The organism is Erythrobacteraceae bacterium WH01K (assembly GCA_027941995.1).
In the GTDB taxonomy this organism is placed as follows: domain Bacteria; phylum Pseudomonadota; class Alphaproteobacteria; order Sphingomonadales; family Sphingomonadaceae; genus CAJXSN01.
On sequence record CP115966.1, the window covers coordinates 1,765,509 to 1,788,985 of the forward strand.

At 64.1% G+C, this 23,477-nt stretch carries 22 protein-coding genes and 1 tRNA gene; 5 read left to right on the plus strand and 18 right to left on the minus strand.

The genetic code is table 11. The features are described from left to right. Positions 1 to 95 precede the first annotated feature (95 nt). From ribH to PF049_08775, 8 genes are all read right to left on the minus strand, one after another. Entirely contained in the window at positions 96 to 518 is a 423-nt protein-coding gene (gene ribH / locus PF049_08740) for a 6,7-dimethyl-8-ribityllumazine synthase (GenBank protein WBY15688.1), read from the minus strand. Between the two features lie 4 nt (positions 519 to 522). Further along, positions 523 to 1,761 (minus strand): 3,4-dihydroxy-2-butanone-4-phosphate synthase, encoded by a 1,239-nt coding sequence (gene ribB, locus PF049_08745; protein ID WBY15689.1) that lies wholly within the window; start codon positions 1,759 to 1,761, stop codon positions 523 to 525. A 115-nt stretch (positions 1,762 to 1,876) separates the two neighbouring features. Next, a tRNA-Lys gene (locus tag PF049_08750) sits at positions 1,877 to 1,952 on the minus strand. Positions 1,953 to 2,160: 208 nt separating this feature from the next. Continuing rightward, complete coding sequence (rodA, locus tag PF049_08755; GenBank protein ID WBY17892.1) at positions 2,161 to 3,237, minus strand: rod shape-determining protein RodA; 1,077 nt, start codon at positions 3,235 to 3,237, stop codon at positions 2,161 to 2,163. A 41-nt stretch (positions 3,238 to 3,278) separates the two neighbouring features. After that, on the minus strand, positions 3,279 to 5,288 hold the full coding sequence (gene mrdA, locus PF049_08760) for a penicillin-binding protein 2 (protein ID WBY15690.1): 2,010 nt from the start codon (positions 5,286 to 5,288) through the stop codon (positions 3,279 to 3,281). After that, positions 5,288 to 5,842 (minus strand): rod shape-determining protein MreD, encoded by a 555-nt coding sequence (gene mreD, locus PF049_08765; GenBank protein WBY17893.1) that lies wholly within the window; start codon positions 5,840 to 5,842, stop codon positions 5,288 to 5,290. The genes mrdA and mreD overlap by 1 nt, the downstream gene beginning before the upstream one ends. Further along, positions 5,842 to 6,789 (minus strand): rod shape-determining protein MreC, encoded by a 948-nt coding sequence (mreC, locus tag PF049_08770; protein WBY15691.1) that lies wholly within the window; start codon positions 6,787 to 6,789, stop codon positions 5,842 to 5,844. Before mreC ends, mreD begins: the two co-directional genes overlap by 1 nt. 21 nt (positions 6,790 to 6,810) lie before the next feature. Continuing rightward, complete coding sequence (locus PF049_08775; protein WBY15692.1) at positions 6,811 to 7,854, minus strand: rod shape-determining protein; 1,044 nt, start codon at positions 7,852 to 7,854, stop codon at positions 6,811 to 6,813. A gap of 216 nt (positions 7,855 to 8,070) precedes the next feature. On the opposite strand from PF049_08775, the gene mutL reads away from it, so the two are divergent. Next, complete coding sequence (mutL, locus tag PF049_08780; GenBank protein WBY15693.1) at positions 8,071 to 9,888, plus strand: DNA mismatch repair endonuclease MutL; 1,818 nt, start codon at positions 8,071 to 8,073, stop codon at positions 9,886 to 9,888. Next, a complete protein-coding gene (locus PF049_08785) occupies positions 9,860 to 10,330 on the plus strand; it encodes a hypothetical protein (protein WBY15694.1) in 471 nt (156 codons plus the stop codon). The genes mutL and PF049_08785 overlap by 29 nt, the downstream gene beginning before the upstream one ends. Before the next feature lie 24 nt (positions 10,331 to 10,354). Here the strand turns inward: PF049_08785 and PF049_08790 are convergent, their stop codons facing one another. The 5 genes from PF049_08790 to PF049_08810 form a co-directional block, all read right to left on the minus strand. Beyond that, on the minus strand, positions 10,355 to 10,819 hold the full coding sequence (locus PF049_08790) for a MaoC family dehydratase (protein ID WBY15695.1): 465 nt from the start codon (positions 10,817 to 10,819) through the stop codon (positions 10,355 to 10,357). A 16-nt stretch (positions 10,820 to 10,835) separates the two neighbouring features. Continuing rightward, positions 10,836 to 11,609 carry a glutaredoxin gene (locus PF049_08795; GenBank protein ID WBY15696.1) on the minus strand — a complete coding sequence of 258 codons (774 nt, stop codon included), beginning with the start codon at positions 11,607 to 11,609 and terminating at the stop codon, positions 10,836 to 10,838. Next, positions 11,609 to 12,418, minus strand: coding sequence for a DUF1206 domain-containing protein (locus PF049_08800; protein WBY15697.1), 810 nt, complete (start codon positions 12,416 to 12,418; stop codon positions 11,609 to 11,611). Before PF049_08800 ends, PF049_08795 begins: the two co-directional genes overlap by 1 nt. Before the next feature lie 62 nt (positions 12,419 to 12,480). After that, positions 12,481 to 13,581, minus strand: coding sequence for a redox-regulated ATPase YchF (ychF, locus tag PF049_08805; GenBank protein ID WBY15698.1), 1,101 nt, complete (start codon positions 13,579 to 13,581; stop codon positions 12,481 to 12,483). A 122-nt stretch (positions 13,582 to 13,703) separates the two neighbouring features. Next, the gene (locus tag PF049_08810; GenBank protein WBY15699.1) at positions 13,704 to 14,696 is read right to left on the minus strand and encodes an SDR family oxidoreductase; all 993 of its coding nucleotides are present in this window, start codon (positions 14,694 to 14,696) and stop codon (positions 13,704 to 13,706) included. A 180-nt stretch (positions 14,697 to 14,876) separates the two neighbouring features. On the opposite strand from PF049_08810, the gene PF049_08815 reads away from it, so the two are divergent. Next, positions 14,877 to 15,842 (plus strand): tetratricopeptide repeat protein, encoded by a 966-nt coding sequence (locus tag PF049_08815; protein WBY15700.1) that lies wholly within the window; start codon positions 14,877 to 14,879, stop codon positions 15,840 to 15,842. Between the two features lie 85 nt (positions 15,843 to 15,927). On the opposite strand, the gene PF049_08820 is transcribed toward PF049_08815, so the two are convergent. The 5 genes from PF049_08820 to PF049_08840 form a co-directional block, all read right to left on the minus strand. After that, a complete protein-coding gene (locus PF049_08820; GenBank protein WBY15701.1) occupies positions 15,928 to 16,317 on the minus strand; it encodes a PEP-CTERM sorting domain-containing protein in 390 nt (129 codons plus the stop codon). 152 nt (positions 16,318 to 16,469) lie between these two features. Further along, complete coding sequence (gene pth, locus PF049_08825) at positions 16,470 to 17,039, minus strand: aminoacyl-tRNA hydrolase (GenBank protein ID WBY15702.1); 570 nt, start codon at positions 17,037 to 17,039, stop codon at positions 16,470 to 16,472. A 280-nt stretch (positions 17,040 to 17,319) separates the two neighbouring features. Next, a complete protein-coding gene (locus PF049_08830) occupies positions 17,320 to 18,006 on the minus strand; it encodes a 50S ribosomal protein L25/general stress protein Ctc (protein ID WBY15703.1) in 687 nt (228 codons plus the stop codon). A 166-nt stretch (positions 18,007 to 18,172) separates the two neighbouring features. Continuing rightward, entirely contained in the window at positions 18,173 to 19,060 is an 888-nt protein-coding gene (locus PF049_08835) for a TraB/GumN family protein (protein ID WBY15704.1), read from the minus strand. 48 nt (positions 19,061 to 19,108) lie between these two features. Then, positions 19,109 to 20,062 (minus strand): TraB/GumN family protein, encoded by a 954-nt coding sequence (locus tag PF049_08840; GenBank protein WBY15705.1) that lies wholly within the window; start codon positions 20,060 to 20,062, stop codon positions 19,109 to 19,111. 136 nt (positions 20,063 to 20,198) lie between these two features. Between PF049_08840 and PF049_08845 the strand changes: the two genes are divergently transcribed. After that, positions 20,199 to 21,158, plus strand: coding sequence for a glycine--tRNA ligase subunit alpha (locus PF049_08845; protein ID WBY17894.1), 960 nt, complete (start codon positions 20,199 to 20,201; stop codon positions 21,156 to 21,158). Then, positions 21,155 to 23,476, plus strand: a complete 2,322-nt coding sequence (glyS, locus tag PF049_08850) for a glycine--tRNA ligase subunit beta (protein ID WBY15706.1) — start codon at positions 21,155 to 21,157, stop codon at positions 23,474 to 23,476. Before PF049_08845 ends, glyS begins: the two co-directional genes overlap by 4 nt. Position 23,477 lies beyond the last annotated feature (1 nt).

Here is a 23,477-nt window from a genome sequence, read left to right on the forward strand (position 1 = left end):
GATCGAACGCGAGGGCTATGCGCCAGTGACGGCAGGGCGGCCAGCGCAATCCAATCCGGATCGGACCCAATCGCCGGGCTTCCCGGCAGGTGCGGTCAGAGGCCGAAATTCCTGCGCAAATCCAGCAGCGCGATAGCTGCCTTTGCAGCTTCGCCGCCCTTGTCCTTCTGCGACGGGTCGGCACGAACCTGCGCCTGCTCCTCGTTCTCCACCGTGATGATTCCGTTGCCGATGGCGATACCGTCCATCGTCAGGGCCATGATGGCCCGCGCGCTTTCCCCGGCGACGATCTCGAAATGATAGGTTTCGCCGCGAATGACGACGCCGATGGCGACGAAGGCATCGTATCCGCCGCTTTCCACCGCCAGGGCAATGGCTCCGGGAATTTCCAGCGCACCGGGCACGGTCAGAACCTCTACATCATGGCCCGCGCTTTCAAGCGCTGCGCGCGCACCGGCAATCAGCTGGTCGTTCAGGTGCTCGTAGAAACGCGCTTCGACGATAAGGAAACGGGCCATGGGCTTACTCCGGGATGGGTCGGTGATCGACGATGTTCAGGCCGTAACCTTCGATGGCGACGACGTTGGGCTGCGAATTGCTGAGCAGGATCATGTCCTCGACGCCGAGATCCGCCAGGATTTGCGACCCGATACCGACATTGCGCTCGGCCTCGTTCTCGCCATAGCCGGAGGCGGGCCTGCCGGTGATGATCACGATGACGCCCGATCCGTGCTCGCCCACCGCCGCCATGGCCCGCTGGAGCGTGCGCTTGCGCTCGCCAGGCTTGCCAAGAACATCGTCGAAGATCGAGATCGGGTGGACGCGGGCGAGGGTGGGCTTGCCTTCCTCGACGCGGCCTTTCTGCAGGACGTAGCTCTCGCTGCCATCGACCGTGTTGCGATAGGTCATCATGCGCCAGTCGCCACCGTAATCCGAAGTGAAGGCCTCGTCCGACTTGCGCTCGACCAGATGGTCGTGACGCATGCGGTATTCGATTAGGTCGCGAATGGTGCCGATCTTCATATCATGCTTGCGCGCGAAACCGACCAGATCGTCGAGCCGGGCCATCGTCCCGTCCTCGTTCATGATCTCGCAGATCACGCCGGAGGGATTGAGCCCCGCGAGACGCGAGATGTCCACCGCGGCCTCAGTATGGCCGGCCCGGACCAGAACGCCCCCGTCGCGGGCGGCCAGCGGGAAGACGTGACCCGGACTGACGATATCGTCCGGTCCCTTGCCCTCGTCGATGGCCACAAGCACGGTGCGCGAGCGGTCGGCCGCGCTAATGCCCGTGGTGACGCCGTGCTTCGCCTCGATCGAGGTGGTGAAGGCCGTCTGCATGCTCTCGCGGTTCTCGCGGGTCATGGGTTCGAGGCCCAGTGCCTCCACGCGGCGGCGGTCTAGCGACAGGCAGATGAGGCCGCGGCCATGGGTCGCCATGAAATTGATGGCATCGGGGGTCGCCATCTGTGCCGGGATGATGAGGTCACCTTCGTTCTCGCGGTCCTCGTCATCGACAAGGATGAACATGCGGCCATTGCGCGCCTCGTCGATGATCTCTTCCGCGCCAACGATGACCGGTGTCTCGTCGTTCTCTTCCAGGAAGGCCTGCAGCTTGCCGAGCGTATCGGTGGTGGGGTTCCAGCTGGCTTCCGTGCAATCCCGCAGGGTATTGGCATGCAACCCTGCCGCCCGCGCGAGGCCGGCACGGGTCATGAGGCCTTGGGAAACGAGGGTGCGGACTTTTTCGACGGTGTTCATGGCCGCCCGTCTCACATTTCAATGTGATGCTGTCAAGCGCGTCACATCGATGCGGCGCACGAACTCACCAGACATGGCACGGGCCACTCGAAACCGCAATGTGAGAGGAGGAGGGTGGTGGACGCACTAGGGTTCGAACCTAGGACCCGCTGATTAAGAGTCAGCTGCTCTACCAACTGAGCTATGCGTCCACACTCGGGGCTGCGATGGATCATCCGATGTCCATCTCGACTCGAGAGGCGCCGCATTTAGCGCGTGCGCGGCGCGATACAAGAGGCAATTTCCATTTCTTGCAAATGGGCGGCTGAACGACGGTTGCAATTCGGCCTTTCCCCGCAGGCGCGGCATTCATTTTGTCGCCCATCGACGACCCAGGCCTACTGCCTTCGCCAAGGGCGCTCAGTCCGAAATCAGCCCGCCGCTGCTGCGTTTGCGGTTCCACCTGTTGACCATCATCAGGCTGCCGATGCAGATCATGTTGGTCATCATCGACGAACCGCCATGGCTCATGAACGGCAGCGGGATGCCGACGACCGGCGCCAGCCCCATGACCATCATCAGGTTGATGGCGACGTAGAAGAAGATGGTGGCGGTCATCCCCGATGCCAGCAGGCGGTCGAACCGGTGTTCAGCAGCGCGCGCGACTTTCATCCCCCAGCCCAGGATCAGGCCGAAGGCGCCGATTACGAAGATGCCGCCCAGCAGCCCCCATTCCTCTGCCATTGTGGCGAAAACGAAGTCGGTATGCGGTTCGGGCAGATAGTTCAGATGGCTTTGCGAGCCTTCGTTGAACCCCTTGCCGAACCACCCACCGGACCCGATTGCGATTTTCGACTGGGTGATGTGGTATCCGGTGCCCAGCGGATCGCTTTCCGGGTCGAGGAAGGTGTTCACGCGCTTCTGCTGGTACGGCTGCAGTGCGAAGAAATATGCGAGCGGGATCGCGGCCGCGCCTGCCAGCCCGGCACCGACAAACCATTTGAGCGGCAGGCCGGCGAGGAAGAGAACGACGCCCGCCCCGAACACAATCGCGAGCGAGGTCCCGAGATCGGGCTGCATCAGGACCAGCGCGACAGGCATTCCGATCAGACCTGCTGCCGGCATGAGCGCGCGCCAGGTATTGATCATGCCGGTGGGCAGGGACGCATAGAAATGGGCCAGCACCAAGACGATCGCCGGCTTCATGATCTCCGACGGCTGCAGGCGCATGAAGCCGAGGTCCAGCCAGCGCTGTGCGCCGCCCCCCAGCGCGCCCATGACCTCCACCCCGACCAGCAGGACAAGGGTGATCGCATAGATCGGATAGGCGGCAAACCGCGCAAGGTCGCGCGTGAACAGGGTCAGGATGCCGGCCATCACCAGGAATACGGCGAACCGGATACCATGCGACATGGCATAGGGCTGGAGATTGCCGCCCGCTGCCGAGAACAGGACCAGCCCGCCGAAGCCAGTCAGCAACAGGAGCGGGAAGAGCATCCCCCATGGCTGGCGGGCCACCGGGGTTGGGACGATACCGCTCACTCCGCCCGCTCCCCGCGCAATTGCTCGGCAATGGCTTCCTGCTGCGCGGCAGCGGCGCGTGCCTCTGCCTCGACGCGGGCACCGATATCCTCGTTCCGGGCGGCGATCGGCTCGACCTGTTCACCGGCGGCCTGGGCATAGGCTGCATATTTGCGATTGAGGCGTTCCTGCGCGGTGCCGCCCCATTGTTCCTCGTAGGTGCGCAGCGCCTCCATGCCTTTTGCCGGGTCGAACAGGTAGGTCATAACATCTCGCGCGATGGGGTAGGCGGAGCCGGAACCGCCGCCATGCTCGATCACCACCGCGCCGGCGTATTTCGGCTTTTCCAGCGGGGCGAAGAAAACGAACAGGCCGTGATCGCGGTATTTCCAGGGGCCGGACCGTCCATCGGAAACACTGAGCGAGACCACCTGCGCCGTGCCGGTCTTGCCCGCCATCTTCACATCGTCGAGCGGCAGGCGCGCACGCCCTGCCGTGCCGGGCCCGTTGACAACGTCGCTCATCGCCTCGCGCACCTTGACCAGGTGTTCGGAGTTGAATCCTTCGCTTTGAAAAGTCGGTGTCTTGCCCGTTAGCAGCAGCCGCGGCTCGACATGCTTGTTCGTTGCGAGCCGTGCCGACATCACCGCCAGTTGCAGCGGATTGGCAAGGTAATAGCCTTGGCCGATTGAGGCGTTGACGGTGTCGTAGGGCTCCCAGGCACGGTCGAACTTGTTCTGCTTCCAGTCGGGGCTGGGCACCGTGCCGTAGAACTGGTTCAGAACCGGCAGGTCGAATTGCTGCCCCATGCCCAGCCGCTTCGCAAAGGCGGCGACCCTGCCGAAGCCGACCTGCTGCGCGAAGTGGTAGTAATAGCTGTCGCAGCTCTGGTAGATGGCTTTCGCCATGTCGACCGTGCCGTGATTGCTCCAGCAATTGAAGAACCGGTTGCCTATGCGCCGTCCGCCGCCGCACTGGATCGTCTCCGAAGGATCGACCCCGTCGAGCAGGAAGGCCATCGAATGCATCGGCTTGATCGTGGAGCCGGGCGGATAAAGGCCTTTCAGGACCTTGTTGCGCAGCGGTACGCGCTCGTCATCGCGCAGCATGGAATATTCAAGGCTGCCGATGCCGGAGGAAAAGCTGTTGGGATCGAAACTGGGCATGGATGCCATGCACAAGAGGTCGCCCGTTTCGCAGTCCATCACGACGACAGAGCCGCTTTCCAGCCCGATCCGCCGCGCGGCGTAATCCTGCAACGGTCCGTCGATCGTGGTCCTGAGGGGATCGCCTTGCACATCGGGCCGCGTGTCCAGGTCGCGCACGATTCGGCCCGATGCGGTCACCTCCACGCGGCGCGCTCCAGGTTCACCACGGATGACCTGCTCGAACTGTTTTTCCAGGCCGTCCTTGCCGATCTTGTAGCCCGGCGTCACGAGCAGGGGGTTCTTCTCCTCCTCATACTCTTCCGCGTTGGCGACACCGACATAGCCGATGAGGTGGCCGACGCTGGGGCCGGTCGGGTAATAGCGGGAAAAACCGCGCTGCGGGATGACGCCCGGCAGGTCCGGCAGGCGAAGGCTGACAGCGGCGAACTGATCGTAATCCAGGCCGCTGGCAACCTCGACCGGCTGGTAGCTCGTGCCTTTCTCGATCTCGTCGAGGATGTCCGCCTTGCGCACCGGGTCGAGGTCCAGCAATTCGCCGAGGATCTCGACCTGCTGCTCTGCATTCACCAAACGTTCGGGAATGATGTCGACCCGAAAATCGGCGCGGTTGGAGGCGAGGGGAGCGCCGTTGCGATCGAGGATCCAGCCTCGGCGCGGCGGGATCAGGGTCAGGTTGACGCGGTTGCTCTCGCTCTCGACCTCGTACCGCTCGTTCTCGGCAATGGCGATATAGCCCATGCGAACAGCCAGCAGCGTGCCGATGCCGGCCCCGAACGACCCGAGCACGAAGCTGCGCCGGTCGAAGCTGTTCTTCAGCGTCGCCCCGGTGATGATCTGCCCCGACTTCCCGCTCAGCATCAGTCGTTCACCCTGAAGCGAAGAAGGCGCAGCCGATCGAGCACCGCCACGATGCGCGCGACAACCGGGAAGATGAGGATCGAGAGCAGGATCTGGGGACCGGTTGCGATGATTGCCCACAGACTGACATCGGCCCCCGACAGGAGGGCAGCGCCGACGATTGCGACCATGATGGCAAGCGAGGCGGCCAGCCAGTCCTGCCAGAAACTGCGCCACGGGAAGCGGGTCTCGAACGCCTCGATGGCAAGCATGGTCACGGAAAAGAACACGATACCACTGCCGAGTGGCTGTCCGCTGAACAGGTCGTCGAACAGGCCGAGGGGGAAACCCGCCCAGACCGGAAGGAGCCCCGGACGCACGAGCCGCCAGGCCAGCATCATCAGGAACCCGAGCGGGGGAACGAGCGGGATGGCGCTGACCATGGCGAGGAATGGCAGCATCGAACCGATAAGGATCGAAAGCCACGGAAGGACATTGGCGAGGATCCGCGAGTGATCGCGGTTTATCCGGCTACCATATCTGTCGCGCCGCGAATTGTTGGACAGCCGCTCGATCACCGGTCGGTGTCTGTGTCTGCGTCCGCGTCGCCTTCGGACTCTCCTTCCGCATCGGCCGACAGGTCGATCTCGACCGGGGTCGCCGCGCCCGAAGTTGCTGCAGGCTGGAAGATGGGATCGACCGACACGTAGTCGGTGGCCGCGGGATCGGAAATGATGCGGGCGATCCCGCCGTCATCCGTCAGCTTCGATACGATGGCGACGGCGATACCGGGGGCGTAGAATCCGCCTGCGCCGCTGGTCACGAACACGTCGCCGACCTTCAGCGGGTTGATGCCGAGATTAATCAGGCGGATGTCGATCTGCCCGTCGCCGCGCCCTTCGGCGAACGCGACGGTATCGTCGGTCGCGCGGCGGACCGGCACGATGCTTTCGCTGTCGGTCAGCAAGAGGACGCGCGAGCTTCTGGTGCCGACTTCCAGCACGCGGCCGACCACGCCGCGGGCGGAGCGGACGGGCATGCCCGCCTCGACACCGTCGCGCCTGCCTGCGCCGAGATAGGCGAAGCGACGGGTGCTGGACGAACTCGACCCGATCAGACGGGCAACCGTCACCGGCTCCCGTCCATCCTCGCGCAGCCCCAATATGCCGCGCAAGCGGGCGTTTTCCTGTTTCAGCGCCTCTGCTTCGGCAAGCCGGATGCGGGCAAGTTCGACTTCGCGCCGCAGCGCCTCGTTCTGGCTGCCCGCGCGCAGATAGCCGCGTATGTTTTCGATGAAGCCGCGACTTTCGCTGCGAACGACGGCATTCGCCTCCGCCACCGGCTTTACCGTATCGCTGGCAGCGGTGTTCGGGCCGGACATGATGTCCGGCCGAAGCAGGGAAAGCGCCAGCAGGATAGCACCGATCAGCGCGCCCAGTCCGGCGACGACATACCCCGTGAACAGCCCGTATTGCGCCCTACGCGAATGGCCGGAGCGCCTGGATGATGCAGGCGGCGCCATGCGTTGCCCCTCCTCGTCCTATCAGGCCGTCATCAGGACGCCGCGATAGATCGGGTCCTCCATCGCGCGGCCCGTTCCGATGGCAACGCAGGTCAGCGGATCTTCCGCGATGCTGACCGGCAGGCCGGTTTCATCGCGCAGGTGATCGTCGAGCCCTGCGATAAGCGCACCGCCGCCGGTGAGCACGATGCCCTGGTCGACGATGTCGGCAGCCAGTTCTGGCGCGGTATTTTCCAGAGCGATGCGTACGCCTTCGACGATGGCGCCGATCGGCTCGTTCAAGGCCTCAGCCACATGACCCTGGTTGATGGTGATTTCCTTGGGTACGCCGTTCACCAGGTCGCGGCCCTTGATGACGATGCTTTCCCCGATCCCGTCGGCAGGAGCGACGGCGACGCCGTAATCCTTCTTGATCCGCTCGGCCGTTGAATCGCCGATCAGCAGGTTGTGATGTCGTCGGACGTAGGAGACAATGGCTTCGTCCATCTTGTCGCCGCCGGTGCGAACCGAAGTGGTGTAGGCAAGGCCGCGCAGCGACAGCACCGCGACTTCGGTCGTGCCGCCGCCGATATCGACGACCATGGAACCGACCGGCTCCGTCACCGGCATGTCGGCGCCGATGGCGGCGGCCATGGGTTCCAGGATCAGGTAGACGGCGCTGGCACCGGCATTGCTCGCCGCATCGCGGATCGCGCGCTTTTCCACCGAGGTAGAGCCCGACGGCACACAGATCGTGATCTCGGGATAGCGGAACAGGCTCTTCTTCCCGTGCACCTTGCGGATGAAGTGCTTGATCATCTCTTCCGCGATTTCGATGTCGGCGATCACACCGTCGCGCAGCGGGCGGATGGCCTGGATGCTGTCGGGCGTCTTGCCCATCATCAGCTTGGCATCGTCGCCGACGGCCTTGACCTTGGTCTGGCCGTTGATGGTCTCGATCGCAACGACGGACGGTTCATCCAGCACGATGCCCTGGTCCTGCACATAGACCAGCGTATTGGCCGTTCCGAGGTCGATCGCCATGTTCTGCGAACCGAATTTGAAAAGGTTGCTCAGAAAACTCATCGTGAACCGGATTCCATTGTCTTGAAGTTATTCAGAATTAGCCGTGACATTCCCGTGGGATAAGACCGTCTCTTGCGAAGCGTGCAACCCAGCGCGTTTGTGAATGCGCGTCCTTACCGAGTCGCCGGGCAAAATGCCATGCGAATTGCCAGATTGTCGGGGCAAAACCCCCCATCCGTCTCGTATAGCGGGCCACTGGTCGCTATGGTTCCGCAAATGCCGGAAATTCGTCGCCTGCCAGAACATCTCGTCAACCGGATCGCCGCTGGCGAGGTGGTCGAACGTCCGGCCGCCGCGCTGAAGGAACTGGTAGAAAACGCAGTCGATGCCGGGGCGACCCGGATTGCTGTCTCGCTGGTCGATGGCGGGCTCACCCGGCTGGAGGTGACCGATAATGGCTGCGGGATGGAACCGGCGGCGATGGAAATGGCGCTCGAACGCCATGCGACTTCGAAATTGCCCGATACCCTGATCGGAGAGGACCAGGCGATCGAGCGCGTGGCGACGCTGGGATTCCGGGGGGAGGCCCTGCCTTCCATTGCAAGCGTCTCTCGCTTCACGCTGGAAAGCCGGCCACACGATGCGGACAATGGCTGGCGCCGCATTATCGATCACGGCGTGCTGGTGGAGGAGGGGCCGGCCGCCCTGCCGCCGGGCACTCGGGCGCGGGTCGAGCAGGTGTTCGCCAAGGTTCCCGCCCGGCGCAAGTTCCTGCGCACGGCGCGCAGCGAATACGGCGCGTGCCTCGATATCGTGCGGCGTCTCGCGATGGCGCGGCCGGACATCGGCTTCACCCTGCAACATGGCGACCGGCGAACCATCGCAACGCAGCCGGACGAGGCGCTGGCCGACCGCGTGGCGCAGATCGTCACGCGCGAACTGAAGGACAACGGCGTGCTGCTCGACATGGAACGGGGCGCCATGCGGCTGACCGGCATTGCAGGGCTGCCGACCTATAATCGCGGCGTAGCGGACCACCAGTACCTGTTCGTCAACGGTCGCCCGGTGAAGGACCGCCTGCTGGTCGGCGCGGTGCGGGGCGCCTATTCCGACATGCTGGCCCGAGATCGCCACGCCGTGCTCGCCCTGTTCCTCGACCTTCCGGCGGAAGATGTCGACGTGAACGTCCATCCGGCAAAGACGGAGGTTCGTTTCCGTGATGCGCAGGGCGTTCGCGGCTTCATCGTTTCCGGGCTCCGGCAGGCGCTATCGACGGGGGACCGGCGAAGCGCGCAGGGTCCGGACCGCGCTGCCATGGAAAGGTGGCAGCAGGAACCGGTCCGCGAGGAACCGGCACCGGCGCTGCGGTCCATCTTCGACAACCGCGACTGGAGCGCGCCAGCGCAGCGCGTCGGCGAAGCTCGCCCCGACTGGCGAGGTTACGAACAGGACGTGATGACCGCGCCGATGGGCCGCGCCGAGGAAGCGGCGCCCGTGGCGGTAGAGCAGGATTTCCCTTTGGGTATTGCGCGGGGGCAGGTTGCGAACACCTACATCGTCGCGGAATCGAAGGACGGGCTGGTTCTGGTCGACCAGCACGCGGCGCACGAGCGGCTCGTCCTCGAAAGGCTGAAGGCAGCGGGGGCGGGGGAAGCGGTCGCCCGCAGCCAGGCCATGCTGATCCCCGAAGTCGTCGAGCTGGAGGAGCCTGCCTGCGACCGGCTGGAAGAGGCAGCGGACAAGCTGGACGCGCTGGGCCTTGCCATCGAACGTTTCGGTCCCGGCGCCATGCTGGTCCGTTCCATGCCCCATGCACTGGCAGGCGGCGACCCGCACAAGCTGCTCCAGGACATTGCGGATGACCTGGCAAAGCATGGCACGAGCCTGCTGCTGGGGGAGAAACTGGATCTCGTCCTGGCGACGATGGCGTGCCACGGATCGGTCAGGGCGGGGCGCACATTGCGCGTCGACGAAATGAATGCGTTGCTGCGTGAAATGGAGCGCACGCCGCGATCGGGGCAATGCAACCATGGACGGCCCACATGGGTGAAGCTGGGGATGGACGATGTCGAGAAACTGTTCGGGCGTCATTAGCGCGGGGCTTGCCGCGATCCTGCTGGCAGGCTGCAACTCGGGCGAGGAAACCGCTGCCGACGAAACTGCCGGATCTCTCCAGCTTGGCGCGCTGGGTGCGCCCGATATCGAACGTCACGAAATCTACGGCACGGTCTGCGGTTTCCGCGAGGCCGGGGGTAGCATAAGGGCGCTGGCCCTGATCCAGCCCGAACAGGCATGGCTCAAGCTGGACGGCGAAGCGGTTGCGCTGCCGGTGGCGGACGATGCCGGCGAGGGGCCGCTCGGTATCGGGCTTTCCTATACCGCCGCCCCGGCGAACCTGTCGCTGGCAGTCGAGGGTGAGGAGAAGGCATCCGGAGGTGGTCGCAGCGAAACTGGCGCCACGCTGACCGTTCGCACGGCGGCGGGTGATACGGCCGAGCTATCCGGCACGCTGCAATGTTCGTCCGGTTCCGTCTGACCGGACGCAGCCGGGCGCGGTCGGTCAATCCTCGATCGGGGCATCCTTGTCCCGGACCTCGATCAATCCGTTGCTGACCATTTCCAGCACCGCTTCGCCGTGCTGGTTGTAGGTGGTGCCGCGTGACTTGAAGATGCCCATTTCCCGCCGCGACTTGCTGCGGCGCTTCTCGATCACCTCGGTCTCTACCCGCAACGTATCGCCGGGATAGACGGGTTTCTTCCAGCGCAGCTGGTCGACCCCGGGCGAACCCAGCCCTGCCTGCGCATTGTCCTTCATGTTATCGACCATCATCCGCATGGTCATGGCGCAGGTGTGCCACCCGCTTGCCGAGATGCGGCCGAAATGGGTCGCTGCCGCGGCGTCTGCGTCGAGATGGAAAGCCTGCGGGTCGTATTTCGAGGCGAATTCCCGAACCTCTTCCGCCGTGACTTCGTAATGGCCGAAGCTTGAACGCGATCCGACCTCGATATCTTCGTAATACAGCATGGCGCGACACTACGCGTTAAAGGGTAGGGCGCAAGAGCATCCAGATCGCCATACCGACCATGGCAAGGTTTTCGCTGAGAGAGATGAAGCCGAGTGGGACATCACCGCTGCCGCCGACGCAGGCACATTTGATGTCGCGTTTCTGGACATAGACGGCGTAGAACACGCTCACCGCACCGATCGTCCCGATGGTAAGGGCCACCGGAATCGAGATCCACGGCAGGATCCGCCCGGCCATCAGCACCGCAGCCGTCGCTTCCAGGAACGGGTAGGCGTAAGCATAGGGGACGAAGCGCTGCCCCAACAGGTCATAGCCGACGAACATTGTCGAGAACTGCTCGACGTCCTGCAATTTCAGCATTGCGAGCATCGCCATCGAAAAGGCGACGAACCATTCGGCCGTGCGGATGTGGAGCGGTGTGCCGTAGACGAAGAACGCAAGGGAGACGGCGAGCGCCAATCCGACCGCGAAGACTGCCAGGACCGGGGTATAACTCTTGCCGCCATCGTCCTTGTCGCGGCCGAAATGGGCGCGAAGCGCGTCGTATCCGCCCAATCGCTCGCCGCCGATGAAGGTCTGCGGCGTGGTCTTCACGCCGTGCTTTTCCTTGAACGCGTCGGTTTCCTCGCGCGTGGTCAGGTGGTGGTCCTCCACCGTGTATCCCTCACGCTCGAGCAGGTATTTGGACTTCGTCCCGTAGGGACAGACGTGCTTGTCCATCACCATACGGTAAAGACGGGCGACCTTCCGGCCGCCCACCTGTGCATTGCTGTCAGTAGTATTGGTCATCAGATCCGGAACTTGGGGACACCTGCGCTGGAGTCCAGTTCCGGAATGATACGATACCGGGCGAGGATCAGACTGAAGATGCCGAACAGCAGCAGACCGATCGCCGTGAGCGTGAAGATGATTCCTTCACCCGCGAGGCTCGCAACCGCATCGCCCAGCGTCTTCACCTGGTCGCTTCCGCCGGACATGAAACCTGCCTGGAGCAGCGACCAGCCGATGACGACATAGACGACTGCGCGTGCAAGGAAGCCAGCGCCGCCAAGCCAGCGGGTAAAGTCCGGGGCCTGCCCGCTGATGCGGTGCATGAAGCTGCCGGTGATGCCCTTCTTCGCCTGATGGAATGCTGCCACGAACAGCGCGATGCCGAGCAGGCCGAGAACGACGCCGCCCAGTTCGAAACCGAGGACACCGGACGCCGCTTCTTGCGCGCCGCCGCCGCCGCCGCCCGAGCCGCCGCCATCGCTCGTTGCGAAACGGTAGGCGGAATAGGCGAGGGCGAGGTGGGCGATGCCGCTACCGGCATGGCCGATCCGCTTGCCCCAGCCTTTCGCGTCGGAACCATTGTTCTCGATATCGAAGAACAGCGAGCAGAAACGGAACAGGGCATAGGCGATCAGGCCGATGACCATGATCCACAGGATCGCGGTGCCCAGCGGATAGTCCTCGATGGCGCGGAACACGCCATTTGTGCCTTCGGCAATCTTGCTGGCGCTCGTGAGGGCGATCAGGCCCAGCACGGTGTATAGGATCGCGCGGCTGAAATAGCCGACCCGCACCAACCAATTGAATTTCTCGGACTTGTCTACCACGTAAATTTCTCCCCTGCTGGTTGCCGGTTGCAACGGGCGAGGGGAGAAATGGGTCCGGCCGATCAGACGTTGAATTTGAACAGCATCACGTCGCCGTCCTGGACGAGGTATTCCTTGCCTTCCTGCCGCAGCTTGCCGGCTTCGCGCGCCGCGCTTTCGCCGCCCAGCGCCACGTAATCGTCATAGGCGATGGTTTCTGCGCGGATGAAACCCTTCTCGAAGTCGGTATGGATTTCACCGGCAGCCTGCGGAGCCTTGGCACCGGCAGGGAAGGTCCAGGCGCGCGATTCCTTCGGCCCGGCCGTGAAGAAGGTGTTGAGGCCGAGCAGTTTGTAACCGGCGCGGATCACGCGGGCGAGGCCGCTTTCCTCCAGGCCCAGTTCGGACAGGTACTCGGCGCGTTCCTCGCCCTCCATCGCAACCAGTTCGGCCTCGATTGCGGCGGATACGACAACGGCCTGTGCGCCCTCGGCCTCGGCCTTCTCGAACACGCGGGCGGAGAGGGCATTGCCCTCAGCCGCATCTTCCTCGGCGACATTGCAGACATACAGAACGGGTTTGGCGGTCAGCAATTGCGCCTGCGCGAACAGCCGCTCTTCCTCATCATCCCTGGGTTCGACGAGGCGGGCGGGCTTGCCGTCCTTCAGCAGCTCCAGCGCCTGTCCCAGGACGCTGGCGAGAGCCTTCGCCTCCTTGTCCCCTGCGGTCGCGCGCTTTTCCGCATTGGCGACGCGCTTCTCCAGGCTTTCCATGTCGGCCAGCGCCAGTTCGGTCTCGACCACCTCGGCATCGGCGATGGGATCGACCTTGTTGCTGACGTGCTGGATGTCGTCATCCTCGAAACAGCGCAGCACGTGGACGATGGCATCGACTTCGCGGATATTGCCGAGGAACTGGTTGCCCAGGCCCTCGCCGCTGGACGCGCCTTTCACCAGGCCGGCGATGTCGGTGAAGCCCAATTGGGTGTGGATCACCTTCGCACTGTTGGCGATGCCGGCGATCTTCTCCAGTCGTTCGTCCGGGACCGCGACCTGCCCGACATTGGGCTCGATCGTGCAGAACGGATAGTTTGCGGCCTGCGCGGCCTGCGTTTCGGTGAGGGCATTGAAAAGGGTGGACTTGCCGACATTGGGCAGGCCGACAATCCCGCAGCGGAATCCCATGGGGGTGCTCCAGTAATGAGGTTTCGCGCGCCCTTAGCGGGGCGCGCCCGGCTTTACCAGTTCTTACGCCGGTTCATCGGCCGGCGGAGTTTGAGAGAGGCAATGGGGCCGAACCCGCCGTGTCAGTCGTGCACCGCCTTGATCAGCGGGCCGTAGCCGCTCTCGCCCAGCCATGCGAGCTGGGTTTCGCGGGTGGCCTCGTTGATCCCGACCTGCGGGATGCGGCTGCCGCTGACCTCGGCACGCAGCGGACGCGTGCCTGCCGGCATGGCGATCGTCCGGGCGATCAGGCGCGGTATGTCCATCGGATCGGCGGAGCGGCCCGAACCGTCTTCGGTCCCCATGCGGGCGACGACCTGCGGATAGCCGGAGGTATGGACGTCCTGCGCACGCTCTTTCAGCGCCTTTGTATAAATGTTGCGATTGACCCAGACCTCGGTCGGATAGCCGCCCGGCTCTACGATGGTCACGTCGATATTGTGGGGCACCAGTTCGTAGGCCATCGCCTCGCTGGTCGCTTCCAGCGCGAATTTGGTTGGCGAGTAGTGGCCGGAATAGGGGATGATGACCCGGCCAAGCTGGCTGGAAATCTGGAATATCTGTCCGCCGCCCTTCGCCCGCATTCTCGGAAGCACGGCACGGGCCATGCGGTGCGCGCCGAAGACGTTGGTATCGTACATGAGCATGGTCGCTTCCATGTCCTGTACCTCGATCGGGCCCGACAGGCCGATGCCGGCATTGTTGACCAGCACGTCCAGCCCGCCGCCGTTCAGGCGCTCCGCTTCCTCGACGCCCGCCATCACGCTCTCGTCGTCGGTCACGTCGATCTCGATGATAAAGAGCTGCAAGCCTTCCGCCATCGCTAGGTTGCGCAGTTCGTCCGCCTCGGGCCGGGGCATGTTGCGCATCGTGGCGAACACCTTCGCGCCCAGACGCGCGTAATGCTCCGCCCCCAACCGGCCGAAACCGGAAGAGCAGCCGGTGATGAGAACCGACTTGCCCGAGAGGTCGGGCGTTGCCTCGACCAGGTCGGCCTGTGCGCGCAGTGAGGTCGCGGCGAGAGCGCCGGTGGCAGCAGCGCCGGCAAGGAGCGAGCGGCGGGTGAGGGCGGTCATACAGTATCTCCAGACATCGACGGCACGGCAGGTTTCGGGGTTCGGCATGAGCCTGCCGGAAGCGTTCCCGTCACCTTTTTTTCAGGTTTACCCTGTAGCGCGCAGCACATGCAAATATCCAAGCCAAAACACGCAGCCGCCTTTCGCAGACGCGCCCTGACTGCGTTCGCCGGGCTGGCCATGTTGAGTGCCTGCAGCGAACCGAGCGTGGCCGACCGGATTGCGCGTGCCGAAAGCAACCTGCAATCGGGCGATCTGAAGGCCGCGCGTCTCGACCTGATTTCGGTGGTGAACGAACAGCCGGACAACCGCGACGCCCGCCTGAAACTGGCGCAGACCTATCTCGCGCTGGAAGACGGCGAAGGGGCCTGGTCGCAGCTCGACGCGCTGGGGGACACAGGGGCCGATCTCGCGGTCCTGCGCGCCGAGGCGGAACTTTACCGCGGACGACCTGCCGAAGCGCTGGAGCTGGCAGCGACGACAGACGACGCGGACGCCCACCGCATCAGGGCCCGCGCGCATGTCGCGCTCGGCGACTTCGATGCGGCCCGCAGCGAACTGGAGAAAGGCGTCGAAGCGTCACCCGGCGATGCTGCCATCCTGTCGGATTATGCCCTTTTCGCACTCGCGGACGGGGACACGCCGAAAGCGAGCGAGCTTACCCGGCGTGCGGCCAAGGCTGCGCCGGATGCCATCGGCACGCGCCTCGCGATGGGACGCCTCGCGCTTGCAAAGGAGTCGCCCGACCGTGCCCTGTCGCATTTCGATGCGATCCTGGAACAGCGTGCCGACCATGCCGCCGCAGTCATCGGCAAGGCGGATGCGCTTGGCGAGTTGGGCCAGCTGGACGCGCTGGAGGATTTCCTGGACGCCAATGAAGCCACCCTGGGAAGCGACCTGAGATTCGCCGTCCTCCAGGCCCGCCTTGCCGCGACGAGGGGCGAATGGGAAGAAGTGCGCGCTCTCCTGCAATCGCGGGAGAAAGAACTGCGCGACCAACCCGAGGGAGCGTATATCTACGCCACCGCGCTCACTCAGCTGGGCAATCGCGAACTGGCGCGAACCTATCTGACAAGGCTGGAGACACGGTATCCGGGCGACCCGCGCGTTGCCCAGCTTCGTTCGCGGATCCAGTCTTCCGACTGACCGGGCGCGAAACACCCGGATACGAAAAAGGGCGGGCCGCATCACGCGACCCGCCCTTTTTTCAGGCTTGCATAGTCTCGGCCGGTCAGCCGACGAGCTTGCGCCGACGAGTGCGGGCTAGGCCGATCCCGACCAGGCCCAAGCCGAACAGGCCGAGCATGCCCGGCTCGGGAACCTGCGTACCGCCCGACGTGCTGCCGCCCGAGGTCGAACCGCCGCTGGTCGTCGTGGTCGAGCCGCCCGTAGTGGTCGAGCCACCCGACGTCGTGGAACCGCCGGACGTGGTGGAGCCGCCGCTGCTGGTGCTGCCGCCGCTGGAACCGGTGTAGTGACCGCAATCCCAATAGTGCGAGTGCGTACCGCCGCCGCCCCAGTTGCCCCAGTTGCCCCACGTGCCCCACCAGGTGGCGGATGCGGGCGTTGCCAGAGACAGTCCGGCGATTGCTGCCGTTGCGAAAAGAAGTTTCCGAGCCATAACGTCGTTCCCCTGAGAATGGTTTACGACATGGAATGCAGCTTGCGTGCCAGTTCCCGCCAGCTGCGACTTGTAATGGTTAACGGGCTTTCCGAGCCCAGCGAGTTGTCAAGAAAATCGACAATTTTCGCCGGGATCCGGCGGGCGGCGGGCTAGTCCTGCATCCGCAGCGCGACGTCGCTGGCGAAGCGTCCGTCGTCGCCCTTGGCCAGCCATTCCGCTTCTGCACCGACGGCGGCGAGCATCTGGACCAGATCGTCCTGCTCGCCCTTGGGATAGTTGCCGAGGACGTGGCCGTGCACCGCGTCCTTGTGTCCGGGATGACCGATGCCGAGCCGGATGCGGCGGTAATCCGGGCCGACATGCTGTCCGATGGACCGCAGGCCGTTGTGGCCAGCATGACCGCCACCCTGCTTCACCTTCACCTTGTACGGCGCGATGTCGAGCTCGTCATGGAATACGGTGAGGGCGCCTTCGTCCAGCTTGTAGAAACGCAGCGTCTCGCCGACGCTGCGGCCGCTTTCGTTCATGAATGTCGCCGGCTTCAGCAAGACGATCTTCTCGGGCCCGATGCGGCCTTCCTGCACCCAGCCGGAGAACTTCTTCTGCACCGGGCCGAAGCCGTGCATGTTGGCGATGACGTCGACCGCCATGAAGCCGACATTGTGGCGGTTCATCGTGTATTTCGGCCCCGGATTGCCGAGCCCTGTCCAGATCTGCATGGGGGCTGGATAAAGAAGTGCGCGTGCGAGGCAATGTTTGAGTTTCGGCAGGGTCCCTGTGGCCGAACGCGCAAAGGCTGGTCGTATCGAATGGTCGCAGCTTTATGGACCGATGGCGAAGCCCGGTCGGCGACGAGCCGACCGCAAGGGCGACTGCCCGCCCGCAGCGAAGTGCCCAAAGGGCACGAGAGCGAGGAAACCGCGCACCGAACGGCGTGCACAAAACAAAAACGCCGGCCTCTCTCGAGACCGGCGTTTCGTGTTTCGAATGACGCAGAGCTTATTCGCTCTTGTCTTCCTGTTCCTGCGCGGCGTCGTCGTCCGGACCCTGCTCGGTAGCAGCGGTTTCGCCCGGCTCCATGTCTTCGCCGGTCTGGTCGTCGCCTTCGCTCTTCTTCAGAGCGGACGGGGCAACCAGCGTTGCGATCGTGAAGTCGCGGTCCGTGATGGCGCTTTCGCTGCCTTCGGGAAGGGTGACTTCGCTGATGTGGATCGAGTCGCCGACTTCCTTGCCTTCGACGTTGATTTCGATCTCGCCCGGGATCTTGTCCGCATCGCAGACCAGTTCCAGCTCGTGACGGACAACGTTCAGAACGCCGCCCTTCTTCAGGCCGGGGCTGGTTTCTTCATTGATGAAGACAACCGGGACGCTGACGTCGATCTTCGCGCCCTTCGCAAGACGGAAGAAATCGGCGTGGATCGGACGGTCGGTGACCGGGTGGAAAGCGACATCCTTGGGGATGGTGCGAACCTTCTTGCCGCCGATCTCGATGCTGACGAGGGAGTTCATGAAGTGACCGGTCATCAGCTGACGGACCAGTTCCTTCTCCTCGACGTGGATCGGGGTGGGTTCTTCCTTGCCGCCATAGACAACGGCGGGAACACGGCCTTCGCGACGCAGTGCACGGGAGGCTCCCTTGCCTGCCCGTTCGCGCGTTTCGGCCGGCAGGTTCAGAGCATCGCTCATATCGCTTACCTTTCAAAATGCATGTGCTGTAATATCCGGATCCACCACGCCTCCAGGGATGACCATGGTGTCCGAAGCCGCGGCCCTTACGGGCGCAGGCGGGCAAAAGCAAGGGATTTGGCCGCTGCATCCGCGCATCGGGAACGGCTGACGGACGTGGTCGCCGCTACCGCATCCGGGTGACGGTGTAGCCTGCCGCTCGAAGAAGCACTGGCAAGCCCTCCGGCCCGCCCATATGCCCCGCGCCAACGGCAATCAGCGGGCGGGGGCGCTGTTCCAACATGGCGGTGATGACCGGCATCCAGGCCCTGTTGCGGCCCTCGACCAGCGCCTCGCGCAGTTCGGGGTCGTCGAGCAGGCTTTCCTCTCCCGGGTCGAGCATTCCCTCGACATCGCCTGCCAGCCAGCGCTCGGCAGTCTTGCGGCCCGCGTCGTCGCCCCGCATGGCTTCCTTGATCGTCACGGCCAGAAGTTCTCGCTGGTCCTCTTCCGGCAGGCTGTCGAACACGCCCAGCTGCGCCACCGCGCCTTCCACTTCGCGAACGGGCCTGCCGGGGCGGAACGTGTTGACAAGCGCCTTGTCCACGCCGTTGGCCTTGTCATTGGAAGATTGGGATTCCTGCGCCAGGATCAGCGCGGCGCCCCATGTCTCGACAGCGCCGAAGTCGTTCGGACCGTAGGGGCTGCGCCTGACCAGTTCGGCCAGTTGGGAATGCAGTTCAGCCGGAACGCGCTGCGTCAGGGCAGGCTGGCCCGGCGTATGGGACAGGCGCGCGAAAACGGCGGCAATGGCGTCCCCGTCGTCCAGAGCGGCAATCTCGACCGCGAGCAGGTCCGCTTCCTCCACCGCCAGCATGACCGCTTCGCTGCGCCAGCGCGCATTGCCGGGCAGGGCGTGGATGGTCCCGAACAGCCAGCCTTCGACCTCTCCATCGGCAGAGGCGATTTCCCAGATGGCGGGTGTGCCTTGGACGGGGGGCGAGGGCGGTTCGCGAGCATCGTCGCACGACGCCGCAGCCAGCAGGACGCAGCCTGCCAGTAGGGACTTGAGCAAACGCCGCCAGACTTTCACAGCGCGCCCGCAGTCAGGGCAAACGCCACATCACTGGACGCGCAGCGCCGTGATCCCGCGCTCTGCCAGCAAGTCCTGCACCGAATTGTTGCCGGCAAGATGCCCTGCGCCAACCGCCATGAACACCTTGCCCGGTTCGTCCAGGCGATCGTCGATCCAGACCGCCCAATCGGCATTGCGGGAATAGAGAAGCCGCTCGGCCAGCACGGGGTCTTCCTCGAACGCCTCGTTCAGGAGATCGGCCAGGCCCTCGGCATCGCCGACCGCCCATTCATCGACCATCTTCTGAAGCTCGTCTGCCAGCGTGTCGATTTCTTCCGCCCCTTCCAGCAGGAAACGCATCTGGGCATCCATCGGCAATTCGTCGAAGATCGACATCTGGAACTCGACGGTCTCCAGCGCGCTGCGTTTCTTCGATCCGTCGGAGATATCCTCCAGCACCGATTCCGCACCGGCGGCCGGGCTGAAGCCAGCTTCCGACAGGGCGCTGTTGCTCAGCATCAGGGCGGCGAACCACGGTTCCATCGTGTCGAACGAGTCGGGCAGCAGGCCCAGCTTCGCCATCGCACCCTCGTAGATGGCCAGCTGATCCTCGTTCATGAGGCCGCGCAGCGTACCTTCCTGCAGGAGCGCCTTCGACACGATCACCTGCTGCATTGCGGCCATCGCTTCGGGGTTCATGTCGATTTCCGTCACCAGCTCGTCGGAAGAATCGAGGGCAGCGGCGAGTTCTCCCCGATACCAATCGACATCTGCGGGCAGCGAATGGACCGTGCCGAACAGGTAGATAGTCGTGTCCTCGTCCGCGACTTTCCACAGGGCCGGCACTCCGCTGCCGGTTTCGTCCAGGCCGACTGCTTCCGCCGGGACCGTCCTGGCCGGGACGGGCGACGGCAATTGCTGGTCCTGCGCCGCGGCAGGGCCGGCGAGGCAAAGGGCGGAGGACAGGGCAAAAGCTGCGCTGGCAAGGATCGGGAATCGCATACAATCTCCTTCGATCACACGCTCTGCCCGCGCAAGGGTGAATGCAGGGCTAACCCGCCTTTGCAGCGACGCGGCCTGCCCGCTGCGTGCAGTGCAGCATTGACCGCTCCAGATGGCTAAGGCAGTGGGCCAGCCCATGGACCGCCTGCCCGAACGAAACCGCGGCCGCAATCCTGCGGCGTCCTTCCAGGACATGATCCTCGCCCTCCACGATTTCTGGAGCGCGCATGGCTGCCTGATCCTCCAGCCCTACGACATGCGGATGGGGGCGGGCACGTTCCACACAGCGACTACGCTGCGCGCGCTGGGGCCGGAGCCGTGGAATGCCGCCTTCGTACAGCCCTGCCGCCGCCCAACCGACGGGCGCTATGGCGAGAACCCGAACCGGCTGCAGCATTACTACCAGTACCAGGTGATCCTGAAACCGAGCCCGCCGGACATCCAGGACCTTTATCTGGAAAGCCTTCGCGTCATCGGCATCGATCCGCTGAAGCATGACATACGCTTCGTGGAGGACGACTGGGAAAGCCCGACGCTGGGTGCATGGGGGCTGGGCTGGGAAGTCTGGTGCGACGGGATGGAAGTCACCCAGTTCACCTATTTCCAGCAGATGGGCGGCTTCGACTGCAAGCCGGTCGCGGGCGAGCTGACCTACGGTCTCGAACGCCTCGCCATGTATATCCAGGGTGTCGACAACGTCTACGATCTGAATTTCAACGGGGGCACGTCCTCAAGCAGCGAAGCGGTAGGACGCGAAAGACTCGTGACCTATGGCGATGTCTTCCTCGAGAACGAGAAGCAGATGTCGAAGTGGAACTTCGAGGTTGCCGAGACGGACGCGCTGTTCGACCTGTTCAACAAGGCAGAGGCCGAGTGCAAGAATGCGCTCGCCAATGAAGTGCCCATCGCCGCATACGAGCAGGCGGTCGAGGCGAGCCACATCTTCAATCTGCTGCAGGCGCGCGGCGTGATCAGCGTGCAGGAGCGCGCCAGCTACATGGGCCGCGTCCGCGACCTCGCGCGCGGGTCGTGCGAAGCGCACATGGCGAAGGAAGCGCCGGTCTGGGCCGAGAAATATCCGGAGTGGTCGAAATGAGCGGGTCCGACTTCCTCCTCGAACTGCGCAGCGAAGAGATCCCTGCCCGCATGCAGGCCGGCGCGCGTGCCGAACTCGAAAATCTGTTCCGCCGCGAAATGGACGCCGCCGGTGTCGAATGCGGCGGGATTACCGTCTGGTCGACCCCGCGCCGCCTTGCACTGATCGCGCAGGGATTGCCCGAGGCGACCAAGGCCGTGACCGAAGAGCTGAAAGGCCCACCGGTCGGTGCCCCCGACCAGGCGCTTGCCGGCTTTTGCCGGAAGGCCGGGGTCGAAAAGGCCGATCTCGAAATCCGCGAGGTGAAGGGCCGCGAAACCTATTTTGCCGTGAAGAACATTCCCGGCCGCGCGACCAAGGACCTGCTCGCCGAGGCGATCCCTGCCATCATCCGCGATTTCAGCTGGCCCAAGTCGATGCGCTGGGGCGCGGCCTCCATCAGCACCGAGAGCCTGCGCTGGGTGCGCCCGCTTTCGGGCATCGTCGCGCTGCTGGGCACGGACATCGTCGAGTGCGAGGTGCATGGCGTGACATCCGGCGCCGTGACGCTGGGCCACCGCTTCCACCATTCGGGCGACATCACGATCGGTGACGCCGACGACTATGCCATGAAGCTGCGAGCGGCCCATGTCATCGTCGACCACGAGGAACGGCAGGACCTGATCCGTTCGGGCGCGACCAAAATTGCCGAAGAAGCAGGCCTCAAGCTGGTCGAGGACGAGGGCCTCGTAATCGAGAACGCCGGCCTGACCGAATGGCCGGTCCCGCTGCTCGGCCGGTTCGAGGACGATTTCCTCGAGGTTCCGCCCGAGACGATCCAGCTCACCGCGCGCGTGAACCAGAAATACTTCGTCTGCGAGGACGAGGCGGGCAAACTGGCCAACGCCTTCATCTGCACCGCCAATATCGAGGCGGAAGACGGCGGCGCGCGCGTGGTCGACGGGAACCGCAAGGTCCTCGCCGCGCGCCTGTCCGACGCGCGCTTCTTCTGGGACGTCGATCGCAAGAAGACGCTGGCCGAGCATGCGAAGGGCCTCGAACGCATCACCTTCCACGAGAAGCTGGGCACGGTGGCCGATAAGGTAGACCGCGTGGCGAAACTTGCCCGCTGGCTGGCCGAGGAGGGCATCGTCAAGGCCGACCCCGATCTCGCCGAGCAGGCCGCGCGCCTAGCCAAGGCGGACCTCGTGACCGAGATGGTCGGAGAATTTCCCGAACTTCAAGGGCTTATGGGTGGATACTACGCCCGCGCCGAAGGTCAGCCCGATGAAGTCGCCGACGCCATTCGTGATCACTACAAGCCGGTGGGGCGGGGCGACGATGTGCCGACAGCGCCGGTGACGGTGGCGGTGAGTCTTGCGGACAAGCTGGATACATTGGTTAGCTTTTTTGCGGTCGGAGAGAAGCCGACGGGATCCAAAGACCCATTTGCCCTGCGTAGGGCCGCTATTGGAGTGCTACAACTCTTACTGACCAATGAACTTCGAGTGAAGTTCGGAACAGCGCTGGCGATGCCGTCGAACAGGATCGCTGCACATCAGATCGTAGATTCAGTTGAAGAAGCGGAAACTGGCTTTATCCAGTCGATCGGCCGCATGGTGAAATCCGAAAAGGAAGCTAAGGCACTGTTTTCCGAGCGCCTCCAAGGGTCACGTGACGCATCTCCCTATCTTAATGATACTGCGAAGCTGATTTATGAAGCGCACAAGGGACTTGCCGACCTCCTCGACTTCTTCGCCGATCGCCTCAAGGTCCAGCAGCGCGAAGCTGGCGTCCGCCACGACCTCATCGATGCGGTCTTCGCGTTGGGCGGCGAGGACGATCTCGTGCGCCTGCTCGCCCGCGTCCATGCCCTGCAGGCCTTTATCGCGACGGATGACGGCGTGAACCTTCTCGCCGGGTACAAGCGCGCGGCGAATATCCTGAAGAAAGAGGACTGGCAGCGCGACGATCGTCTGTCCCCCCATACGGGCGAGGAAGATCCGCTGGTGCTGGTCGACGATCCCGACATGAAGGACATCGTCGCTGCACGGGCCGAAGTGTCGAAAACACTTTCCTACACGCCCGAACCTGCGGAAAAGGCACTGGCGGACGCGCTGGACAGTTCGGAGCGCCGGGCGTCCGAGGCGGTCGAGGCAGAGGACTTCGCCGCCGCCATGTCGGCTCTCGCCACGCTGCGGGCGCCGATCGACAGCTTTTTCGAGGAGGTCACCGTCAATGCGGACGATCCGGACAGGCGCAGCAACCGTCTCGGCCTGCTCGCCCGTTTCCGCGATGCGGTGCATTCCGTGGCCGATTTCAGCAGGATAGAGGGCTGAG

Bases quoted from the DNA above. Each gene is read 5' to 3' on its own strand.
- ribH (WBY15688.1), bottom strand. From the start codon at position 518: ATGGCCCGTTTCCTTATCGTCGAAGCGCGTTTCTACGAGCACCTGAAC.
- ribB (WBY15689.1), bottom strand. From the start codon at position 1,761: ATGAACACCGTCGAAAAAGTCCGCACCCTCGTTTCCCAAGGCCTCATG.
- rodA (WBY17892.1), bottom strand. From the start codon at position 3,237: ATGCTCTTCCCGCTCCTGTTGCTGACTGGCTTCGGCGGGCTGGTCCTG.
- mrdA (WBY15690.1), bottom strand. From the start codon at position 5,288: ATGCTGAGCGGGAAGTCGGGGCAGATCATCACCGGGGCGACGCTGAAG.
- mreC (WBY15691.1), bottom strand. From the start codon at position 6,789: ATGGCGCCGCCTGCATCATCCAGGCGCTCCGGCCATTCGCGTAGGGCG.
- PF049_08775 (WBY15692.1), bottom strand. From the start codon at position 7,854: ATGAGTTTTCTGAGCAACCTTTTCAAATTCGGTTCGCAGAACATGGCG.
- mutL (WBY15693.1), top strand. From the start codon at position 8,071: ATGCCGGAAATTCGTCGCCTGCCAGAACATCTCGTCAACCGGATCGCC.
- PF049_08785 (WBY15694.1), top strand. From the start codon at position 9,860: ATGTCGAGAAACTGTTCGGGCGTCATTAGCGCGGGGCTTGCCGCGATC.
- PF049_08790 (WBY15695.1), bottom strand. From the start codon at position 10,819: ATGCTGTATTACGAAGATATCGAGGTCGGATCGCGTTCAAGCTTCGGC.
- PF049_08795 (WBY15696.1), bottom strand. From the start codon at position 11,609: ATGACCAATACTACTGACAGCAATGCACAGGTGGGCGGCCGGAAGGTC.
- ychF (WBY15698.1), bottom strand. From the start codon at position 13,581: ATGGGATTCCGCTGCGGGATTGTCGGCCTGCCCAATGTCGGCAAGTCC.
- PF049_08810 (WBY15699.1), bottom strand. From the start codon at position 14,696: ATGACCGCCCTCACCCGCCGCTCGCTCCTTGCCGGCGCTGCTGCCACC.
- PF049_08815 (WBY15700.1), top strand. From the start codon at position 14,877: ATGTTGAGTGCCTGCAGCGAACCGAGCGTGGCCGACCGGATTGCGCGT.
- PF049_08820 (WBY15701.1), bottom strand. From the start codon at position 16,317: ATGGCTCGGAAACTTCTTTTCGCAACGGCAGCAATCGCCGGACTGTCT.
- pth (WBY15702.1), bottom strand. From the start codon at position 17,039: ATGCAGATCTGGACAGGGCTCGGCAATCCGGGGCCGAAATACACGATG.
- PF049_08830 (WBY15703.1), bottom strand. From the start codon at position 18,006: ATGAGCGATGCTCTGAACCTGCCGGCCGAAACGCGCGAACGGGCAGGC.
- PF049_08840 (WBY15705.1), bottom strand. From the start codon at position 20,062: ATGCGATTCCCGATCCTTGCCAGCGCAGCTTTTGCCCTGTCCTCCGCC.
- PF049_08845 (WBY17894.1), top strand. From the start codon at position 20,199: ATGGACCGCCTGCCCGAACGAAACCGCGGCCGCAATCCTGCGGCGTCC.
- glyS (WBY15706.1), top strand. From the start codon at position 21,155: ATGAGCGGGTCCGACTTCCTCCTCGAACTGCGCAGCGAAGAGATCCCT.